The 20059-nt window shown below is 65.9% G+C and carries 22 protein-coding genes; 9 read left to right on the top strand and 13 right to left on the bottom strand.

Translation table 11 applies throughout. The features are described from left to right. Positions 1-7 precede the first annotated feature (7 nt). From HWE04_RS08730 to HWE04_RS08710, 5 genes are read left to right on the top strand one after another with little or no spacing between them, the layout of a single operon-like run. Positions 8-922, top strand: coding sequence for a branched-chain amino acid ABC transporter permease (locus tag HWE04_RS08730; RefSeq protein ID WP_006464264.1), 915 nt, complete (start codon positions 8-10; stop codon positions 920-922). Positions 923-930: 8 nt separating this feature from the next. After that, entirely contained in the window at positions 931-1884 is a 954-nt protein-coding gene (locus HWE04_RS08725; protein ID WP_006464265.1) for a branched-chain amino acid ABC transporter permease, read from the top strand. Then, positions 1874-2653 carry an ABC transporter ATP-binding protein gene (locus HWE04_RS08720; protein WP_180666716.1) on the top strand — a complete coding sequence of 260 codons (780 nt, stop codon included), beginning with the start codon at positions 1874-1876 and terminating at the stop codon, positions 2651-2653. The genes HWE04_RS08725 and HWE04_RS08720 overlap by 11 nt, the downstream gene beginning before the upstream one ends. After that, a complete protein-coding gene (locus tag HWE04_RS08715; RefSeq protein WP_077235538.1) occupies positions 2650-3360 on the top strand; it encodes an ABC transporter ATP-binding protein in 711 nt (236 codons plus the stop codon). Before HWE04_RS08720 ends, HWE04_RS08715 begins: the two co-directional genes overlap by 4 nt. Before the next feature lie 41 nt (positions 3361-3401). Then, on the top strand, positions 3402-4265 hold the full coding sequence (locus tag HWE04_RS08710; RefSeq protein WP_241812146.1) for an alpha/beta hydrolase: 864 nt from the start codon (positions 3402-3404) through the stop codon (positions 4263-4265). Between the two features lie 45 nt (positions 4266-4310). On the opposite strand, the gene HWE04_RS08705 is transcribed toward HWE04_RS08710, so the two are convergent. Further along, positions 4311-5768 carry an efflux transporter outer membrane subunit gene (locus HWE04_RS08705; RefSeq protein WP_241812145.1) on the bottom strand — a complete coding sequence of 486 codons (1458 nt, stop codon included), beginning with the start codon at positions 5766-5768 and terminating at the stop codon, positions 4311-4313. A 188-nt stretch (positions 5769-5956) separates the two neighbouring features. On the opposite strand from HWE04_RS08705, the gene HWE04_RS08700 reads away from it, so the two are divergent. From HWE04_RS08700 to HWE04_RS08690, 3 genes are all read left to right on the top strand, one after another. After that, positions 5957-7045, top strand: coding sequence for an HlyD family secretion protein (locus HWE04_RS08700; protein ID WP_102662287.1), 1089 nt, complete (start codon positions 5957-5959; stop codon positions 7043-7045). Further along, positions 7042-8634 carry a DHA2 family efflux MFS transporter permease subunit gene (locus HWE04_RS08695; RefSeq protein ID WP_241812144.1) on the top strand — a complete coding sequence of 531 codons (1593 nt, stop codon included), beginning with the start codon at positions 7042-7044 and terminating at the stop codon, positions 8632-8634. The genes HWE04_RS08700 and HWE04_RS08695 overlap by 4 nt, the downstream gene beginning before the upstream one ends. Positions 8635-8747: 113 nt before the next feature. Continuing rightward, complete coding sequence (locus HWE04_RS08690; protein WP_006464272.1) at positions 8748-9254, top strand: winged helix-turn-helix transcriptional regulator; 507 nt, start codon at positions 8748-8750, stop codon at positions 9252-9254. A gap of 30 nt (positions 9255-9284) precedes the next feature. Here the strand turns inward: HWE04_RS08690 and HWE04_RS08685 are convergent, their stop codons facing one another. After that, on the bottom strand, positions 9285-10553 hold the full coding sequence (locus HWE04_RS08685) for a YbfB/YjiJ family MFS transporter (protein ID WP_241812143.1): 1269 nt from the start codon (positions 10551-10553) through the stop codon (positions 9285-9287). 173 nt (positions 10554-10726) lie between these two features. Between HWE04_RS08685 and HWE04_RS08680 the strand changes: the two genes are divergently transcribed. Then, the gene (locus HWE04_RS08680) at positions 10727-11320 is read left to right on the top strand and encodes a TetR/AcrR family transcriptional regulator (protein ID WP_241812142.1); all 594 of its coding nucleotides are present in this window, start codon (positions 10727-10729) and stop codon (positions 11318-11320) included. A 24-nt stretch (positions 11321-11344) separates the two neighbouring features. On the opposite strand, the gene HWE04_RS08675 is transcribed toward HWE04_RS08680, so the two are convergent. The 11 genes from HWE04_RS08675 to HWE04_RS08625 all read right to left on the bottom strand — a co-directional run bounded on the left by HWE04_RS08675 (position 11345) and on the right by HWE04_RS08625 (position 19940). Beyond that, complete coding sequence (locus HWE04_RS08675) at positions 11345-11962, bottom strand: riboflavin synthase (RefSeq protein ID WP_241812141.1); 618 nt, start codon at positions 11960-11962, stop codon at positions 11345-11347. A gap of 35 nt (positions 11963-11997) precedes the next feature. Next, positions 11998-13119 (bottom strand): bifunctional diaminohydroxyphosphoribosylaminopyrimidine deaminase/5-amino-6-(5-phosphoribosylamino)uracil reductase RibD, encoded by a 1122-nt coding sequence (gene ribD, locus HWE04_RS08670; protein WP_077235545.1) that lies wholly within the window; start codon positions 13117-13119, stop codon positions 11998-12000. Between the two features lie 93 nt (positions 13120-13212). Continuing rightward, entirely contained in the window at positions 13213-13707 is a 495-nt protein-coding gene (locus HWE04_RS08665) for a GspH/FimT family pseudopilin (protein ID WP_241812140.1), read from the bottom strand. Beyond that, the gene (locus tag HWE04_RS08660; protein ID WP_241812139.1) at positions 13704-14159 is read right to left on the bottom strand and encodes a type IV pilin protein; all 456 of its coding nucleotides are present in this window, start codon (positions 14157-14159) and stop codon (positions 13704-13706) included. The genes HWE04_RS08665 and HWE04_RS08660 overlap by 4 nt, the downstream gene beginning before the upstream one ends. A 1-nt stretch (position 14160) precedes the next feature. Further along, positions 14161-14844 carry a pilus assembly PilX family protein gene (locus HWE04_RS08655; RefSeq protein WP_241812138.1) on the bottom strand — a complete coding sequence of 228 codons (684 nt, stop codon included), beginning with the start codon at positions 14842-14844 and terminating at the stop codon, positions 14161-14163. Beyond that, positions 14841-15737, bottom strand: a complete 897-nt coding sequence (locus HWE04_RS08650; RefSeq protein WP_241812137.1) for a PilW family protein — start codon at positions 15735-15737, stop codon at positions 14841-14843. Before HWE04_RS08650 ends, HWE04_RS08655 begins: the two co-directional genes overlap by 4 nt. A gap of 2 nt (positions 15738-15739) precedes the next feature. After that, complete coding sequence (gene pilV / locus HWE04_RS08645; RefSeq protein ID WP_241812136.1) at positions 15740-16279, bottom strand: type IV pilus modification protein PilV; 540 nt, start codon at positions 16277-16279, stop codon at positions 15740-15742. 90 nt (positions 16280-16369) lie between these two features. Further along, a complete protein-coding gene (locus HWE04_RS08640; RefSeq protein WP_241812135.1) occupies positions 16370-16987 on the bottom strand; it encodes a DUF924 family protein in 618 nt (205 codons plus the stop codon). After that, positions 16984-17205 carry an RNA-binding S4 domain-containing protein gene (locus HWE04_RS08635; protein WP_006464284.1) on the bottom strand — a complete coding sequence of 74 codons (222 nt, stop codon included), beginning with the start codon at positions 17203-17205 and terminating at the stop codon, positions 16984-16986. The genes HWE04_RS08640 and HWE04_RS08635 overlap by 4 nt, the downstream gene beginning before the upstream one ends. 95 nt (positions 17206-17300) lie before the next feature. Beyond that, complete coding sequence (locus HWE04_RS08630; protein WP_006464285.1) at positions 17301-17963, bottom strand: response regulator; 663 nt, start codon at positions 17961-17963, stop codon at positions 17301-17303. Positions 17964-17999: 36 nt separating this feature from the next. Then, positions 18000-19940 (bottom strand): type IV pili methyl-accepting chemotaxis transducer N-terminal domain-containing protein, encoded by a 1941-nt coding sequence (locus HWE04_RS08625; RefSeq protein WP_241812134.1) that lies wholly within the window; start codon positions 19938-19940, stop codon positions 18000-18002. Positions 19941-20059 lie beyond the last annotated feature (119 nt).

Raw genomic sequence — 20059 nt, 5'->3', positions numbered from 1 at the left:
GACGATCTTGGGTAATCTGATCTTCGAGCAGGTGCTCAACAGCCTGCAGTTCGGCGTCATGCTGTTCCTGATCGCATCAGGATTGACGCTGATCTTCGGTGTGATGAACTTCGTGAACCTGGCGCACGGCAGCTTCTTCATGATCGGCGCCTATGTGGCGGCGGTGGTGGCCGGCGCCAGCGGATCGTTCTGGCTGGGCCTGCTGGTGGCCCTGCCGGTCACCGCTGCGCTGGGCTTCCTGCTGGAGTGGCTGGTGTTTCGCCGGCTCTACAAGAAGGACCACATGGTGCACGTGCTGGCCACCTTCGCCTTCATCCTGATCTTCAACGATGGCGTGCGCATGATCTGGGGGCCGCAACCGCTGCCGCTGAACATGCCGGCCGCCTTCGCCGGACCGGTCAATCTGCTGGGCCTGCCTTACTCCAGCTATCGCCTGCTGGTGATGGCGGTGGGTGTGGCGGTGGCCATCGGCCTGTACTTCCTGATCAACCGTACCCGCATCGGCATGTGGGTGCGCGCCGGAGCCAACAACCTGGAGATGGTCACGGCCATGGGCATCAACATCCGCCTGCTGTTCCGGCTGGTGTTCAGCTTCGGCCTGTTGCTGGCGGCACTGGCCGGCATCATGCTGGGACCGCTGGTGGCGGTGCAGGCCGGCATGGGTGACGATGTGCTGATCCTGGCCTTCGTGGTGGTGGTCATCGGCGGCATCGGCTCGGTGCCGGGCGCGGCCATCGGCGCGCTCATCGTGGGCGTGGTCGATACCCTGGGGCGCGGCCTGCTGCCGTCCCTGTTCGCGCTGTTCCTGAGCGCCGACGCCGCCGCTTCGGTGGGTCCGGCGCTGGGCTCGATGATGATCTACCTGGTGATGATCGCGGTGCTGTTCTGGCGCCCCAGCGGTCTGTTCCCGGCACGTACCTGAGGAGTCTCATGCAACGTCTGTTCGTTCCCCTGCTGCTGGTTCTGGCAGTGCTGCTGCCGATACTGGCGCAGGCCACCGGGATGGAGTACTACATCGGCGTGGTCACACGCATCCTGATCTTTTCGATGGTGGCGGCCAGCCTGAACTTCATCCTCGGCTATGGCGGCATGGTCAGCTTCGGCCATGCGGTGTTCTTCGGCCTGGGTGCCTACGTGACCGCCATCGCCAGTTTCCATGGCGTCACCAGCGCCTGGCTGATCTGGTTGCTGGCGGCGTTGGTGACGGCGCTGGTCGGCCTGGGCATCGGTGCCATCGCGCTGCGTACACGGGCGGTCTATTTCATCATGATCACCATGGCGCTGGCGCAACTGTTCTACTACTTCTTCGTCGGCCTGCGCTTCTACGGCGGCGATGACGGCCTGCAGGTCAATGCCCGTCCGGTGCTGGGCCTGGGTCTGGATATCAGTGGCGACAATGGTTTCTACTGGGTGGTGCTGGCCTGGCTGGCGCTGTCCTACCTGTTGCTGGGGCGCCTGCTGGCCTCGCGCTTCGGCCTGGCCCTCAATGCAATCCGCCAGAACGAGCGGCGCGCCCAGGCCATCGGCTACCCGGCCATGCGCTACAAGCTGGCCGCCTTCGTGATTGCGGCCGTCATCGCCGGCATCGCCGGCAGCCTGATCGGCATGAGCAACCTGTTCGCCAGCCCCAAGCTCTTGCACTGGTCGCAGTCCGGCATCCTGCTGGTGATGGTGGCCCTGGGCGGGGTGGGATATTTCTACGGCGGCCTGCTGGGGGCGGCGGCCTTCCTGCTGCTGGAAGAAGTGCTGTCCACCCATTTCGAATACTGGCAGATCTATGTCGGCCTGATCCTGTTGCTGGTGGTGATGGTGGCGCCGCGAGGCGTGAGTTCGCTGGCCACCATCGGCAAGACCTTGAAGCAGGGAGAGCAACATGGCGCATGAGCACGCCGCCGCATCGGGCGCGCAGGCGCTGTCGGTCCGGGGCCTGAAGAAGAACTATGGCGGACTGGCCGCCACCCGCGATGTCCATCTGGAGATCGCGGCCGGCCAGGTGCACGCCATCATCGGCCCCAACGGTGCCGGCAAGACCACGCTGCTGTCGCTGCTCTCGGGCGCGCTGGCGGCCGATGCCGGCGAGATCTACCTGTTCGGCCAGGCCATGCACGGTCATGCCGAGCAAGCCAGGGTGGCGGCCGGGCTGGTGCGCTCCTTCCAGATCACCAGCGTCTTCGATGAACTGAGCGTGCTGGAAAACCTGCAGGTGGCCGTACAGCGCGGCCAGCATCGCAGCTATGGCTTCTTCCACGCCAGCGCCAGCGACCGCCTGGCGCGGGAAGCCGCGCTGGAGGTGGCACGCCGGGTCGGGCTGGAGAAGGTGGCGCACCAGTTGTCGTCGCAGTTGTCGCACGCGGCGCGACGGCGCCTGGATGTCGGCCTGGCCATTGCCTGCCGACCGCGCGTGCTGTTGATGGATGAGCCCATGGCCGGTATGGGCCATGAGGAATCGGGCGACATGATCGCTTTGATCCAGTCGCTCAAGCAGGAACTCACCGTGGTGCTGGTCGAGCATGACATGGACGCCGTCTTCGCCCTGGCCGACCGCATCACCGTGCTGGTACAGGGCGCGGTGCTGGCCACTGGCAGCGTGGACGAGATTCGCGCCAATGCCGAGGTCAAGCTGGCTTACCTGGGCGAGGAGGAAACACAATGAGTGCATTGCTGGAGGTGGAAGGTCTCACTGGCGGCTATGGGGCCAGCCAGGTGCTGTTCGGGATCGACCTGCGTGTCAACGAGGGCGAAGTGGTCACCCTGCTGGGCCGCAATGGCATGGGCAAGACCACCACGCTGCGCACCATCCTGGGCCTGAACCGGCCTACCGGCGGCCAGGTGCGTTTCCGTGGCGAAGCCATCCATGCCGCCAGCGCCGACGCCATTGCGCGACGCGGGATCGCCATCGTTCCCGAGGGCCGGCAGATCTTCAAGAACCTGAGCGTGGAAGAAAACCTGTCCGCCTTCGCCGCCCGTCGCAACGGACGCGACAATCCGTGGACGCTGGAGAAGATCTATCAGCAGTTCCCGCGCCTGAAGGAGCGCCGCGGCAACGGTGGCGGCCAGCTCTCGGGCGGCGAGCAGCAGATGCTGGCCATTGGTCGCGCGCTGATGACCAATCCGCATCTGCTGATCCTGGATGAAGCCACCGAAGGCCTGGCGCCGCTGGTGCGCGAGGAAATCTGGTCCTGCCTGAAAGCCCTGCGCGAATACGGACTGACCATCATCGTCATCGACAAGTACATCAAGCGCCTGATCGGCTTTGCCGACCAGCACACCATCCTGGAAAAGGGCAAGGTGGTCTGGCAGGGCGATTCTGCGCAACTGTCGGTGCAGACCGAACTGTGGGACCAGTATCTGAGCGTTTAAGCGCTTTGAATGGTCTTGCGAACTGCCTTAAGGAAAAGATAATGCCCGCGCCCCAATCGTTGACTACCACCCGCCGCGTCCTCTGCCCTGAAGCCGACTGCGAAGCAGGTTACAACCTCAAGGCGGCCTTCCCGGACTTTCCGCAGGTCCTGCAGCAATGGCAGCAGGCCACCGCCGCCATTGCCGGCACGCTGCTGAGCGAGGCCGATATCGCCTATGGCAGCGGGCCGCTGCAGCGTTTCGATTTCTACCGCGCCGATGGTGGCGCGCGTCCCTTGCTGGTGTTCATCCACGGTGGCTATTGGCAGGGTGGCGACAAGCAGGACATCGGCTTCATCGCTGCGCCCTATGTGCAGGCCGGCATCAGCGTGGCGGTGATCAACTATTCGCTGGCCCCGCAGGCGCGCATCGAGGACATGGTGGACGAGGTGCATGCCTGCCTGGCGTCGATCAGGGGCATGGCGCACAAGCTGCAGATCGATCCGGCGCGCATCTCGCTGATGGGGCATTCGGCCGGCGGGCATCTGGCGGCCTTAGTGGCGGCGCAACTGGCGGCACAGGTCGGCGCACAAGCGGTGCAGGCGGTGTTTGCGATCAGTGGCGTATTCGATCTGGTACCGCTGATCCCCACTTCGCTGAACCGCGCCCTGACGCTGGATGTCGCCCGTGCCGACGCATTGAGCCCGGTGCTGCAGGCTGGCCCGGCCAGTACCCGCGTGCACACCATCATCGGTGAGCAGGAGACGGTGCAATTCCATCTGCAGGCGGCGGTGATGGCCAACTGCTGGTCGCAGGTGGTGGCCCATCACGTGGTACCGCAGACCCATCACTACACGGTGCTGTTCCCGCTGGCCGATGCGGCCAGTCCGGTGTGCCAGGCGGTGATCAGGGAAATGCTCGGCTGAGGCCGACGGCTCCCCGTCACTGACTGCGACCCACCGCTCGTCACGCTACCAACCACCGCCCAGGGCCCGATACAGGCCCACGCTGGCGCGCGCCGAGTCTGCCTCGGCCACGATCAGCTGGTCCTGTGCGGCCAGCAGCTGGCGCGTCTGTTCCAGCACTTCCACGCGACTCTCGGCACCATGGTCGAAGGCCTCGGTGACCGCTCTCAAGGCTTCCTCGCTGGCCGCCTTCTGCTGTTGCAGGGCCAGGCGCCGCTGGTCGACTTCGCTCTCGTTGACCAGCGCGTTTTCCACATCCTCGGTGGCTTTCAGCATGGCCTGGCGGAAGCGCGACAGGTCTTCCGCATGGGCGCCTTTGGCCGCCGCCACTTCCGCATCCACCCGACCGAAATCGAACAGGCGCCAGCGCAGGCCCGCTACCGCCATGGGCTGCAGGGTGCGCTCGGAGAGTTCGAAGCGCGACAGGCTCTCGAAACCCAGCAAGCCCGATAAGGATAGCTTGGGGTAGTACTCCGACATGGCCACGCCGATACGGGCGTTCGACGCCGCCAGCCGGCGCTCGGCGGCTATCACATCGGGACGCCGGCGCAGCAGTTGGGCCGGTGCCGGCAGGGCCTCCAGGGAGGGGGCGGCGGCCATGGTCGGCGCATCGCTGGTCCACTGGGTCGCCAGGCTGCCGGGTGCCGCCCCCATCAGGACATCGAGCCGATTGCGCTGGACCTCGATCTCGGCGCGTACCGGTGTGACCGCGGCGCGCGCGCCGGCCAGCCGGGCCTGCGCCTGGGCCAGTTCGCGACGATTGGAAAACCCGTCCTGCAGCCGCAGCGCCACCAGTTCACTCAACTGGCGCTCGGCGGCGATCTGCTGTTCCAGCACCTGGAGCCGCGCTTGCGCCCCACGCAGCCGGAAATAGGCATCGGCCGCTTCGGCGGCCAGCGATATCCGCACACCCAGGCCATCGGCGGCGGCGGCCTCGGCGCTGGCGAGATCGGCTTCGCGCTGGCGATGCAGGCCACCGAAGAGATCGATTTCCCAACTGGCGCCGAGGCCCAGGTCGTATTGCGTGTGGTTGCGCTCGTAACCTGGGAAGTTGCTGGCGATCTGGCCCAGCGGACTGCGCAGCGACTGCCGCTGCTGCTGCACCTGCAGGTTGGCGCTGGCTCTGGGCAGCAGGTCGGCTTCGGCCAGTTGTGCCACCGCACGGGCCTGCTCGACGCGGGACAGGGCGGCCTGCAGATCCAGATTCTGGGCCAGCACGCGATCGATGATGCGATCCAGCACCGGGTCGTGGAAACCGGACCACCACTGGCGCAGCGCCTCGCGGGCGGCTTGTGGATCGGCCTGCGCCGCCGCACCGGCATGGGCATAGCGGGCCGGCAGCACCGCGCCCGGGGCATCGCCACTGGCGTAATCGGGGCCGACGGCGCAGGCGCTCAGCGTGGTGGCGACCAGGAGAGCGAGCAGGCTCAGGGGGAGGGAGCGGGGGCGGGGGCGGGATTGCATGCGCTTGCCTTTCGTGGGGTTCGATGAGTTACTTGCAAATTGATAGTTGCCAGTGTAAAGTCACTTTCATTGTGAAAGCAACTGGTTTGTTGCCGATGTGGTGATCCCGCTCCCGTCTTTCGCCTGTTGCTGATGTGTCACTCCCCATTTTCTTTTTCCATCCACCGATCCTTGTAAGGAGTTGTTCCATGGCCCATCCCCTCTCACCCGACAGCAATCCACCGGCTGTGCGCAAACGGATGACGGGCAAGGCCCATCTGGGGCTGGCGGTGGGCGGCGTAGCCGCGTTGGCGCTGGCCTTCTATGGCTGGCACTGGTGGCAGCATGGGCGTTACCAGCAAGACACGGACGATGCCTATGTCGGCGGCGACATCACCGTCATCAGTGCCAAGGTGCCGGGCTACATCGCTACCGTGGCGGTGAGCGACAACCAGGTGGTGCATGCCGGCGACCTGCTGGCCAGGCTGGATGACCGCGACTACCGCGCCGCGCTGGCCCGCGCCGATGGCGCCGTGGCCGCCCGCAAGGCCGAACTCGCCAACCTGGAGGCCACCCGTGCCGTGCAGGCGGCGCTGATCGCGCAGGCCAAGGCTACGGTGGACGCCAGCCAGGCCGAGATCGTGCGCAGCCAGGACGATGACCGCCGCTTCGAGCGGCTGGTGGACAAGGCGGCGGTGTCGGTGCAGGCGGCCCAGAAGGCTGCGGCCGATTACCGCCAGGCGGCGGCCAACGGTCAAAAGGCCCAGGCCGGACTGGCCGTGGCCACGCGCCAGCTGGCCGTGATCGATACCCAGCAGCAGCAGGCCGCAGCCGGCCTGGCCCAGGCCATGGCCGAGCGTGAAGCAGCCAGCCTCAACCTGGGCTATACCGAATTGCGTGCGCCCATCGACGGCGTGGTCGGCAACCGCCGCGCCCGTGCCGGCGCCTATGCGGCCACGGCCAGCCAGCTGATGGTGATCGTGCCGGCCCACGGCCTGTGGGTCGACGCCAATTTCAAGGAAAGCCAACTGGCCGGCATCCAGCCCGGTGACCCCGCGACCATTGAGGCCGATGCCGTGCCGGGCCGGGTCTTCCATGGTCGGGTGGCCAGCGTGGCGCCGGCCACCGGCGCCCAGTTCAGCGTGCTGCCGCCGGAAAACGCCACCGGCAACTTCACCAAGATCGTGCAGCGGGTACCGGTGCGCATCGTCCTCGACCAGGCCGATGCGGCGCTGGATGCGCTGCGCCCCGGCCTGTCAGTGGTGGCCCGGGTCGATCACCGGAGCCAGGGATCATGAGTGCTAGCGCGGCAGCGGCAGGGCAGCTGATCCAGCCGTCGCAGATGACGACTTCCGCCAAGGTCTTCGCCTTTGGCGTGATGTGCATCGGCATGTTCGTGGCACTGCTGGATATCCAGATCGTCTCGGCCTCGCTGCGCGACATCGGCGGCGGCCTGTCGGCCGGCAATGATGAAACCACCTGGGTACAGACCAGCTACCTGATCGCCGAGATCATCGTCATCCCGCTCTCCGGCTGGCTCACGCGCACCATGTCCACGCGCTGGCTGTTCGCCTTCTCGGCCGCCGGCTTCACCCTGACCAGCCTGCTGTGCGGGCTGGCCTGGAACATCCAGAGCATGATCGTGTTCCGCGCCATGCAGGGTTTCCTGGGCGGGTCGATGATCCCCACCGTCTTCACCACCGCCTTCGCCTTCTTCGACAACAAGCAGCGCGTCATCGCCGCCTCCACCATCGGTGCCATCGCCTCGCTGGCGCCCACGCTGGGCCCCACCGTGGGCGGCTGGATCACCGATCACTACAGCTGGCACTGGCTGTTCTTCATCAACCTGCTGCCGGGCATCTTCATCACCCTGACCGTGCCGCGCCTGGTGCGCATCGACCTGCCGGACTGGTCGCTGCTGCGGCGGGCCGACTATCCGGGGATCATCCTGATGTCGCTGTTCCTCGGCTGTCTCGAATACACCCTGGAAGAAGGCCCGCGCTGGGACTGGATGGGCGACCCGGTCATCGCCACCACCGCCTGGCTGGCGGGCATTGCCGGTGTGCTCTTCGTCTGGCGCAGCCTGACGGCCGCCGAACCGGTGGTGGACCTGCGGGCGCTGAAGGATCGCAATTTCGCGCTGGGCTGTTTCTTTTCCTTCGTCACCGGCATCGGCATCTTCGCCACGATCTACCTGACCCCGCTGTTCCTGGGACGGGTGCGCGGTTTCAGTGCCTTGCAGATCGGGCTGGCGGTGTTTTCCACCGGCGTGTTCCAGATCATGTCCATCCCGCTGTATGCCTGGCTGACCAAACGCATGGACCTGCGCTGGATCATGATGCTCGGGCTGGGTCTGTTTGCGCTGTCGATGTGGCAGTTCGTGCCGATCACGCATGAGTGGGGTTGGGCGCAACTGCTGCTGCCGCAGGCACTGCGCGGCGTGGCCCAGCAACTGGCGGTGCCGCCTACAGTGACGCTGACTCTGGGCGGCCTGGCGCCGGCACGGCTGAAGTTCGCCTCGGGCTTGTTCAACCTGATGCGCAACCTGGGCGGCGCCATTGGCATTGCGCTATGCGCCACCATTCTCAACGACCGTACCAACCTGCACTTCATGCGCCTGGCCGAGCATCTCAACGGCGCCAGCGAATCCATGCTGCAGTGGCAGGGGGCAGTGGGCGATGCCCTGAGCACGCAACTGGGCGACGCGCTGGCAGGGCAGGCCGCCGCCTTGCGCCAGTTGTGGCAACTGACCTATCGCGAGGCGCAGACGATGACCTTCTCGGACGCCTTCCTGGCCGTGATGGTGTGCTTCATCATCGCCACCCTGATGGTGCCGCTGATGCGCAAGGTGGTACCGCCCAAGGCGCCCTCGGCAGATGCGCATTGAGGGCAGGGCGGCCCGGCGTGTCACAATGCGGCACAATGCGGGTCGCACGCAGGAATGCCCTGCTGCGGCCACCCTGAGAACTTGAAAACCTGAGTACAGCTGGAGAACCCCACATGCAGCGCAAGCGCTTTGATGACATGCAATGCCCGATCGCCCGTTCGCTGGACCGCGTGGGTGAGTGGTGGAGCATCCTGATCCTGCGCGATGCCTTCTATGGTCTGTCGCGCTTCGATGAATTCCAGAAGCACCTGGAGATCGCCCCCAACATCCTGACCCGCCGCCTGGCCGGACTGGTGGAACAGGGCTTGCTGGAGAAAGTGCAGTATTCCGAACGCCCGCCGCGCTACGAATATCACCTGACCCCGCGTGGACGCGATTTCCGCCCGGTGCTGCTGGCCCTGCTGCAATGGGGCAATACCCATTTCGCCCCGGAAGGTGCGGCCGTGATCCTGACCGACGTCGAGACCGGCAAGCAGGCCATCCCCATGATGGTGGATGCCAACACCGGCAAGCCCATCACCCCCAAGACCCACATCATCGCCGAAGGCCCGGCGGCCAGCGACAAGGTCAAGCGCAGCATTGCCGAGCTGCTGGAACGACGCGCCGCCGCTGCTTCCTGAGCGGCGCATCGTGGGGGGCGGCCAGACCGGCTAGGCTGCCTGGCGGCTGCCGGCAGGATCGGCCAGCCGGGCGAACTCGGCCAACAGCGCGATGAGCACCATGACCGCCGCGCCCAGGAACATCAGGCGATGCTGGCCATGCACCAGGTTGAAGAGCGCCGAGAAACCATAGGCCGCCAGCGCCATCAGGGCTGCCGAAAACACCGTGGCGCGACTCCATACCAGATTCTGCTGCACCGGATGGTGCGGCAACAGCTCATGCACCCGGGCCACTGCCAGCGGCACCATGCCCGGCGCAAACATCCCGATCACTAGCGTGTACATGCCCAGCAGCAGATGATTGTCGCTCTGGTACACACCCACCAGCATCGCCACCTGCACCACGCTGAACAGGGCCATGCCATTCTGCGCACCAGCCTTGTCGGCCACCCAGCCATACAGCGGCGGACCGACGATAGCGCCGACACCGTACAGCACCCAGAACAGCGCCCCATATTCGGTCCCCATGCCCAGCCCGCGTGAGATGTAATCCACCAGGAACACCATCGGTGCCACCGCCGAAGCCGCCATCAGCGCGTATTGCCCGAACAGCAGCTTGATGCGCCAATTGGCCGTGGTCACGTGTCGTGGCGCCGGGTGCGCTGTAGCAGCTGCACTCTTGTGGCCCTGTACCGGCGGCCAGGCAAACCAGCTCGCCGCGCTCAGCACGGCCGACAGCACTGCCAGCCCGATCCAGGTGACGCGCAGCCCCATGCCCAGCAGCAGCGGAATGAGCGTACCGGTCGCGGCGATGCCCAGCCCCAGCCCGAGGAAGATCGCACCGCTGGCGCGCCCCCGGCTGGCCGGCGGCACGTGCGGCAGGATGGTCCCGGCCACCAGCACCATCACCACCCCGCCGGCCACACCCGAGAGCAGGCGCCAGGCGAAGTACCAGGCCAGCGACAAGGGGAAGGCACAGGCCAGGAAGGTCAGCGTGATGAGCAGCATCATCAGCCGCAGCGCGCGCTGGTTGCCGATCCGCCCGCCGATGGGGCGGGCGATGAGCGCGCCGATCAGATAGCCGGCCAGATTGGCGGCACCCAGGTAGATCACGCTGGAGGTGGAAAACCAGTGCTGATGGATCAGCTCGGGAATGAGCGGCGTAAAGCCGAACCTGGCCAGCCCGATGCTGACCAGGCTGGCGGACAGCCCGGCGAAGATATAGTGCCAGACCTCGGCGCGGGTAGCGGAGGGCGCGTGGGTGGCATGTGTGGCATGTGTGGCGTGGGTGGCGTCACCCACAGGGTTTTGTGAATGCATGATGGCCTGCCTGTTCAAGTAGATTCAACGTGGATTGCAAGTTGACCGATGGGCACCGTGGTCGGGTGCGATGTTTGACATTAGCGTCAATATTGACACTCTAGTCAAAATTGACATGAGCGTCAAGAATGGGTTTAATGTGTGCATCGTATCGACAACAACAGGAGACCGGGATGGCAGGCGTAAGGCAGTTTGACGAGGACGAGGTATTCGAGGAAGCGCTGGCCGTGTTCTGGCAGAAGGGCTACGCCGCCACCACCATGCAGGACCTGGCGGCGGCCACCGGCGTGCAGCGCGGCTCCCTATACAACGCCTATGGCGACAAGGAAACCTTGTTCCTGCACGTCTTCGGACGTTACCGCGACAGTTACCTGGCGCAGTTGCGTCAGGCGCTGGCGCAGGAAGACCCGCGCCTGGCCCTGCGCCAGTTTCTGCATTACATCTTCCGCTCGATGCGCACCGGCAAGCCCTCGCGGGGCTGCCTGAGCACCAAGACGGCCCTGAGCGAGGAAGGCAAGGAAGAACAGATCCGCGCCGTGATCCGGGGTTTGCTGGATGACATGGAAGCGGTGCTGCTGGAGCGCTTCGACCTGCCCGACACCCGTAGCCAGTTGAGCATGACCCCGCGCGAAGCGGCCCGCATGGTGGTCTGCATGACACGGGGACTGGTGGTGCTGGAGCGCGTCTATCAGGACGAGAAACGGCTTAAGGAAATGGCGGAGATATTGATTGGGACGCTGCTGCCCGAAGAGGGCAGCAGGAAATAAAGGCTTCGGACAGAAGCTGGAAACTCAGGCCTTGCCGCTGGAGAGCATGCGCTCCACATACCGCGCAATCAGGTCAATCTCCAGATTGACCTTGCTCCCCGCCTTCAGATGCTTGAGGGTGGTCACTTCCACCGTGTGCGGGATCAGGTTGATCGAGAAACGGCAGGCATCGGCCAGGTCCTCGACCCGGTTCACCGTCAGCGACACGCCGTTGACCACGATCGATCCCTTGTAGGCCAGGTACTTGCCCAGCGCCTTGGGGGCATCGACGATCAGTTCGCGGGACTCGCCCACCGGTTCGAAGGAGTGCACCTGGCCCAGGCCGTCGACATGGCCGGAAACCAGGTGGCCGCCCAGGCGCTCGGCCAGGGTCAGGGCCTTTTCCAGGTTGACTTCGCCAGGGGCGTCCAGGCCGGCGGTCAGGCGCAGGCTTTCGCGGGAGACATCCACGGTGAAGCCGGTGGCGGTCTTTTCGACCACGGTCATGCAGGCGCCGTTGAGGGCGATGGAATCACCCAGGCCGACGTCGCTCATGGGCAGCGCGCCAGCATCGATGGTGAGGCGCACACCGGCATCGGGGCCGGTGGCCAGGGGGGTGACGGAAGTGATGGTGCCGACGGCGGCGACGATACCTGTGAACATGGTGCGGTCCTGATGCAGAAAAAGTGGGAAGTCGATTATTCGAAACGTGCAAGGATACGCAAATCCGGCCCGACCTGCTTGACCTCATGGAAGCGGATGCCGATCTTGCCCGACAGGTCTTCCAGCGGTGGCAGCTCGAACATGTTGCGGCCTTCGCCGATCAGCGCGGGGGCCAGGTAGACCAGCAATTCATCCACGCAGCCTGCGCGGATCAGGGCGCCGTTGAGCTTGGCGCCGGCTTCCACGTGCAGTTCGTTGATCTGGCGCTGGCCCAGTTCGCGCAGCAGGCCGTCGAGGTCGACCTTGCCTTCGGCATTGGCCAGCAGGATCACTTCGGCGCCTTCGGCTTCCAGCGCGGCGCGCTTTTCGCGGTCGTCGGTGGCGGTGAAGACCCAGGTGTTGCCGCCCTGGATCACGCGTGCCTCGGGCGAGACGATCAGCTTGCTGTCCACCACGATGCGGCGCGGCTGGCGCGGGGTGTCGATGGCGCGCACGTTCAGTTGCGCATCGTCCTTCTGGATGGTGCCGATGCCGGCCATGATGGCGCAGGCGCGGGCGCGCCAGATGTGGCCGTCGTCGCGCGCGGCCTGGCTGGTGATCCACTGGCTCACGCCATTGTGCAGGGCGGTCTTGCCGTCCAGGCTGGCAGCGCTCTTCATGCGGACCCAGGGGCGGCCGGTGCGCATGCGGTGCAGGAAACCGATGTTGATGTCGCGGGCATCCTCTTCCAGCATGCCGCAGGCCACCTCGATGCCGGCCGCCTGCAGGCGCGCCAGGCCCTGCCCGGCCACCAGCGGGTTGGGGTCGGCGATGGCGGCCACCACGCGGCCCACGCCGGCACGGATCAGGGCGTCGGCGCAGGGTGGGGTGCGGCCGAAGTGGCTGCAGGGTTCCAGGGTGACGTAGACGGTCGCACCGCGTATATCGGCCCCGCGTGTGGCAGCATCGGCCATGGCCTGGATTTCGGCGTGATTGCCGCCAGGCGGCTGGGTGAAGCCGGCGCCGATGACGCGGCGGTCCTTGACGATGACGCAACCCACACGGGGGTTGGGGGTGGTGTCGAGCATGCCGAAGCCGGCCTGGATCAGGGCCAGGGCCATGGCTTGCTGGTCATTCTCGATGTCGAACTGGTAGAGCGGGTCTTCTGTAGGCGTCATGGCTTGGGCAAACGGAGGAGGCCGCCGTGCGGCGGGCCGGATGCCCGTCAATATACACGGCTTTGTGCAGCCGTCCTTGCGCCGGCGCAGGCCTCACTCATTGCCGGCCTTGCTGCATTGGGCATCGCGCCCCGGGGTGCAGACGCGTACTCTTCCCAGGAAATTGATCACCACCACCCGCTCCTGCCCGTCATGGCTGAAATACCAGCTGCCCCGCGTCACCGGCTGGCCACCAGGCTGGTAGGCCACCAGTTCGCCGCCCGTGGTGTAGGCCACCGAGATGGTGCTGGCCAGGGCCTGCCGGCGCGAAACGACGTGCTCGCCGACCATGATTTCCCAGCCGCTGTGCCAGTCGTCGCCGGCGACCGGTCGCATCTCGGCGCGGCGACCGTGGCGCAAGGCTTCGGAGCGGGTCAGCTGGACGCTGTGGAAGAACTCGTTGGCGGCCGTCACCAGTTGCTGTTCATTGGACAGGTTCTGCAGCGCCGGTACCCCGGCTGCCAACACCAGCCCGGCAATCAGCAGGACCACCATCAGTTCGATGAGCGTGAACCCTCGGTGACGCCCATGTGGATGCGCGGGTCTCACCAGCAATCCTTGCCATCGGCGCGGCGACCGCCCCGGCTGTCCAGATAGAGGGCGCCGCACTCGGTATCGTGATAGTTGCGATTGACGCCTTCCGCGCCCGGGCTGGCCTTGAGCAGCACGCAGGTGGACAGCGTTTCGCCGTCGCAGGCACGGGCCGAGAGGGCATAGGCGCTGCTCTCGGGCGTGGCGCCGGAATACCACTTGAAACCGCCCGTGCCGCTACCCGCCGTGAAGCCCTGGTAACGGTGCTGGTGGGAAAAGTGGCGCTCCTCTTGCAGCAGCAACTGCAGCAGGGCGGCACGCCCTTCGGAGCGGCCTGCCTTCTGGATGATGTGGCGATAGCCGTTCCAGCCCATGCCGCCCAGTATCACCACGATGGCGAGCACGATCATGATTTCCAGCAGGGTGAAGCCGTACGACGGCGTTTTGAGGTGGCGAGTCCGAAGTTTCATGTCATTCATGTGAAGGTAGATAAAGGGTGCGCCAGGCCAGCCAGCGGCAGCCCGAGGCTGCAGATGCTGCAGATGCTGCAGATGCTGCAGATGCCTCGCCATCCGACAGGCGCACCACGGCCTGCAGCGCGACCATGGCACCGTTGCGGCCGTAACCCGCGGCGCTGAGGCGATAGACCGGCGCCGGTGCCGTTGCCGGCATCCCCGGGGCAGGGCTGCCGGCGGTCCCGGGCAAGCGTTCGATCAGATAGCGAGGGGAGGTGCTGCCCTGGCTGTTGGGCAAGCGGCGTCCGGTGAACTGGCCATAGGCCGCCGCCGTGGCACGGGCGCCCACCAGTTGTGCCGGCAGCCAGCCACTGCGTTCGGGGCGGCCCAGGCACAGCCCCAGCCCGTCTGCATCGGTGCGGCACTCCAGCGGGGATGCGAACGTGGCGGGATCGATGCGCCGGACCCGGGCGATGTCGTCGCAGGCGTCTTCCAGCGTGGCCTCTGCCGCCAGCCGCGCCTGGGCGTGATCGCGGTGATTGCGGGCGGCGCGTTCGTCCAGCAACAGCAGCGAGGTGGTAGCCGCACCCAGCAGCAGGAGCAGGCTCAGCAGCATGAGCGCGATCATCAGCGTGGCGCCGCGCTGGTGGTGGTGTGGATGCCGGGTCTGCAGGCGCATCAGGGGCCAGTGGATATTCATCGCATTGCTCCGGTGCTCAGGTTGCGCAGCATCACGGTGGTGCGGAAGACGGTTCGTCGCCGTTGCTCGCCGTCCTCTTCGGTGACGCGCCAGCCCGGGTCGGTATGGCGACCGGGCGGGAACAGGTCGAAGCTGCGCGCCGGCGCATCATCGGCCGCCGGTCGGCGCTGGGTGCCACGCACCAGCAGGGCGATGCGGACCAGCATGACCCGTTGCCAGCCATCGGCGGGCATGGCCGAGGCATCCAGCCAGCGGTCCGGTGCGCCGTCGTCATCGCTGTCGATGGCGTAGCGCAGTTGCATGGCCTCCACGCCGCGAGCGATGGCGTCGGAGGTCCAGTTGCCGTTCTTGCCCTGGTAGCGACAGCGCAATTCCGCCTCACCACCGGTGCCGGGCGCGATGTAGTAGATGACCCAACTGCGGGCCGCTTCCTGCAGCGGTCCGACCGGGGCCTCGGCGCCACTGCAGTTGACCACCTCGCTGCGGCTGCCATGCGGCGCACCGAAGAAGCCCAGCATCAGCAGGTCGCTATGGTTGACGCCGTCACCGCTACTTCTGCCGAACCTGCCGGTGGCCGGGTCCAGCAGCTCGGCCTGGCGGCTGTCGTCCAGTCCGCGCAGTCCTGGGCCGGTGGGCATGGCGTCGTCGGCGAGGTTTTCCCAGGGCAGGTGGCCGGCCTGTTGCAGGGCCTGCTGCAGGTGTTCCAGCGCCAGCCGGCCGGTTTCCTGCACGCGTCCGTGGTCGTCGATGTCCTGGTAGACGCTGCGTGCCTGCTGCAACATCACACCGGCTGCCAGCACCACCAGCAGGCCCACGGCCAGGGAGATCATCAGTTCGATCAGGGTCAGGCCATCTTGCCGATGACGCTGCTGGCGAACCTGCCTGGTCATCATGGTCAGCGCCCCAGCACCAGCGTCAGCAAGGGGGCGCGTAACGGTGTGGGTGTGGCAGTGGCCGCCACCGCGCTGCGGCGCCAGCCCAGCTTGAGTACCACAGGCGCTGTGGCGGCCTCTTCACAGGACCATTGGTCCTGCGGCGTCGGGTGGGCATCGCGGCAGACCGTGGCCCGGGCTTCCGGGAGTTCGCGCGTCAGCCGCGCGGCCCAGTCGGCGATGGCGGCGTTGGCGAAGGCGGCAGGGGAACAGGGGGCGAGGTCGCAATCAGCGCGGGCTGGCGGGGCCCGGCCGGCGGTGAAGGAAAACAGGTAAGGATCGGTCGCGCCCGGGGTGGACGATGTGAAGGAAGTAGGCAGGGTGGCCGCCCGCAGTTCGGCCAACTCCTGCGCCAGCAGCGTGGCGGCGGCGTGCTGGGCGCTCTCGGCGCTGCTGCGCAGGGCATGCATTTGCAGCATCACCAGGGCCAGCGCGCCGGTGCCGATGACCAGCATGGCCACCAGCACTTCCATCATCGAGAAACCTGCGCAACGGGTTTGCATGCGGCCATCCGAAAAGAAAGCCGCGAGTGTAGGGAAAACGCCCGGGTGCTTCCACCGGGAAGCGTTTTCAGTGGCCCGCTATCGAAAACTTCAGAAGGATGAGCCGGGTTGCGTCAGGAATTGCGCTTCCTCGGCGGTGGAATCCCGCCCGAGGATGCGGTTGCGATGCGGGAAGCGGCCGAAGCGCTCGATCACCGCAAGATGGCGTCGCGCATAGTCGGCATAGCCGTCGAAGGCCGCCTTGTCCTCGCCGCTGGCGGATTTGGCCAGGGCCGACATCAGTTGCACTACGTATTGCTGGTCATCCAGGTCTTCCGCATGTTCCAGCGGCAGGTAGAGAAATACCCGTGCCAGCGGCGGCAATTCCTGGTCCAGCCCCATGGCCAGCGCCAGATGGCTGCACTGGCGTGCCAGTTCATCGAAGGCGAAGGCCTGTGGGGTGTCGCGGTAGATATTCCTCGGCATCTGGTCCAGCAGCAGGATCAGCGCCAGCATGGAATGCGCATCCTCGGTCCAGTCATCCAGCGCATTGGCTGCAGCCTGCTGCACCAACGTCTCGAAGCGGCTGCGGCACTGGGCGTCGATGTCCGGGGTCTTGCTCCACCAGAGTTTCTTCTGGCGTTCGGCCACCTGATGTGCCGGCATGGCCTCCCAGCCTTCGCCGAACCAGAAGTCCAGCACTTCCCCGACCTGCGTGGCGCTCTTCATTCGGCGATCACGGTGATCTGCACATCGCCCAGGCTGACTTTCTGGCCGACCGTGATCTTGCAGGTCTTGCGGCTTTCGGGCTTGCCATCGACACGCACGTGGCCTTCGGCCACCAGTTGCTTGCCGGCACCGCCGCTGTCGCACAGGCCGCAGAGTTTGAGCAGCTGGTTCAGTTCGACATGGGGATGGCCCTGCAGCGGAAAGGTGATCTTTTGCATATGCTTTCTTTCGGGAGTGCAGCCCCGGGCGGAGCGGACGTGCGGCCAGGGGCGTAGAACAGGGGCATGAAACAGGGAGCGGTAAGGTACGCCGCTCAGGGCGTTTTGTCCAGACCGTGTTCCACAGCATACACCGCAATCTGTACCCGGCTGGAAAGCTTCAGTTTCTTGAGGATGTTCTGGACATGGATCTTCACCGTGCTCTCGGCTACGTCCAGGGTGCGGGCGATTTCCTTGTTGCTCTCGCCACGGGCCACGCAGGCCATGGTCTCGCGTTCGCGGGCGGTCAGCCTGTCGCGGGCGGCCGTCACCGGGGCCGGTGTCTGGTGGGCGGCGCGGAACTGCATCACCAGCTTGGCCGTCATCGCCTCCGAAATTACCGGTTCGCCGGCTGCGGCGCGCTTGATGGCCTGCACCAGATACTCGGCCTCGATGTTCTTGAGCAGATAGCCGGCGGCGCCATTGTGCAGGGCGGTACTGAGATCGTCGGCTTCTTCCGAGACGGAGAGCATCAGCACAGCCGTGTCGGGCAGGTCTTCCACGATCAGCTGCATCGCTTCCAGACCCGACAGGCCGGGCATGTTCAGGTCCATCAGCACCACATCGGGCTGCAGCTGGCGCGCGCGCTTGACGCCGTCCAGACCATCGACGGCTTCGCCGACGACCTCGAATTCGGGATGGCGTTGCAGCAGCAGGCGTACGCCGCTGCGAAACAGGGTGTGATCATCGACGAGCAGGATGCGGATGGGCGTGGGCATGGTGGGGCGGTTCCTTGCAAAGATTCTGGGATGGCTTCAGGCCACGAGACGTTCCTGGCGCATCAGACGGATGGTGACGCAGGTACCTTCATCGGGCCGGCTGTCGATCTGCAGTTGCGCGCCGAGGCGGTCGGCGCGTTCCTGCATGATGCGCAGACCCACATGGTCGGCGCCCTTGGCGCTGGCCTTGTCGAGCTGGAAGCCGTGACCGTCGTCGCGCACCGTCAGGCAGAAGTCGCGGCCGTTGGTGACGGCGATGTCCACCCGGTTGGCGTGGGCATGCTTGCGGATATTGGACAGCGCCTCCTGCAGGATGAACAGCACCTGCAACTGCTGTTCCGGCGCCAGCGGCGGACCGTCGCCGCTGATGGTGATGGCGCCTTGCAGGCCGGTCTGGCGCTGCAGCTTGTCGAGCGACTTGCGCATTTCCGAGTCGAGGCTGCTGTCCTGCAGGCGGCTGCGGAAATTGAGCAGCAGTTCGCGCACGTCTTCATAGTTTTCCTGCACGCCGGTGCGCAGCATGGGTGCGATCTCGCGGATTTCGGCCAGGTTCTCGCGCGCCAGCGAATCCTCCAGCATCTGCACCTGCAGGTTGAGGAAGTTCAGTCCCTGGGCAATGCTGTCATGCAGTCCCTGGGCCATCAGGTTGCGTTCGTGGGCGATGGCGAATTCCTTTTCGCGGGCGATCAGGCGCTGGTTCTCGATGGCCGCGCCGAGGTGGCGGCCCAGGGTTTCCAGGAGGCGGCGCTCGTCGCCGTCGATGCTGCGCTCCTGCAGGAAATGCAGGGAGAAACTGCCGATGGCCTGTTCCCGCACCAGGATCTGGAAGATGCCCAGCGACAGCGCGCCTTCTTCCTGGCAGCGGTAGCGCCGCTGTGCATCGAGCTCGCGGAAATCGCGTACCAGGATCACCCCCTGCCGGGTAGCTGCGCCGCACAGGCAGTCATCGACCTTGATGCAACGTTCCTCATCGATGATCTTGTCCGAGATGCCGTCCTGCACCGTGAGATAGAGATTGCCGCGCTCGTCGAGGATGCGCACCGTGCCGCCATCGGCCTGCATGCGCTGCATGATGCGTTTGAGGAAACCATCGCACAGGGCTTCGATGGTATGCGCTCCCGAGAGGAAGCCGGTGATCTCGTAGAGCGTGCCGACTTCTTCGTTCTGCTCGCGCAGGCGGGCGGTCTTTTCGGCCACGCGCTCTGCCAGCGTGCGGTACACGCCTTGCACATGGTCGGCCATCTGGTTGAAGGCCTGGGCCAGCTGGCCGAACTCGTCTTCACTCTCCACCGCCAGCCGCACGTCCAGGTCGTTTTGCGACATGCGCGCAATGCCCGCCTGCATGCGCCGCACCGGGCCGACGATCCACAGGTAGAGCAGATACAGCACCGCGATACTCGCCGCCAGCGCCAGGAAGATCAGCGCCGTCTGGCACAGCCGCAGCCAGGTGGTCTTGCCGGTGAGGTCTGCTTCCACATAGGCCACCAGCAGGTTGATGTCGCCCACGAAGTCGGGCAGCTCCTGCAGATAGCGATCCAGCGCCTGCTGGCGCAGTACCGGGTCGTCCGCTTCCAGCACGGTGCGGGCATGGACCTGCATGCGCTGCTGCCATTGATCTTGCACGTGCAGCAGTTGTTCGTGAATGGGACCGGTGGCCGGCACGAAGCTGGGTTCACCCGCCTGCCCGGTCTGCACCAGCGCCAGTATCTGGCTGAAGCGTTCGATGTGATGCTGGATGTCGGAACGCTCGTGGCCGGTTTCCATCGCCAGGCCCAGTTCGTAGGAGCGCATGCGCAGGCTGCCGGCCTCGTTGATGACGGTGCCGCCGCCCTCCAGTTGCCAGGACAGCAGCAGGGTATAGCCGATGGCCGTCATCGTCAGGCCCAGACCGACCAGGGTCATCAGCAGGATGCGGAAGGTCAGGCGCTTGTGGGGCGGCAGCGGGTTGGGGAGCAGGGCCAGGGTGGGAGCGGGCATGATGGAAGGTTCCAGGGCTAGCCAGGGAAGCGGCAGTCTAGGCCGTCGGCCGGACTAAAACACCGGGTCCAGGTCAATCTTTGTGCAGATCGTGCAGATCGTGCAGGATTTGCCGGTCC

Source organism: Herbaspirillum sp. C7C2, from assembly GCF_022627865.1.
GTDB lineage: Bacteria > Pseudomonadota > Gammaproteobacteria > Burkholderiales > Burkholderiaceae_D > Herbaspirillum > Herbaspirillum frisingense.
This window is presented reverse-complemented; position numbering and strand designations above follow the sequence as displayed.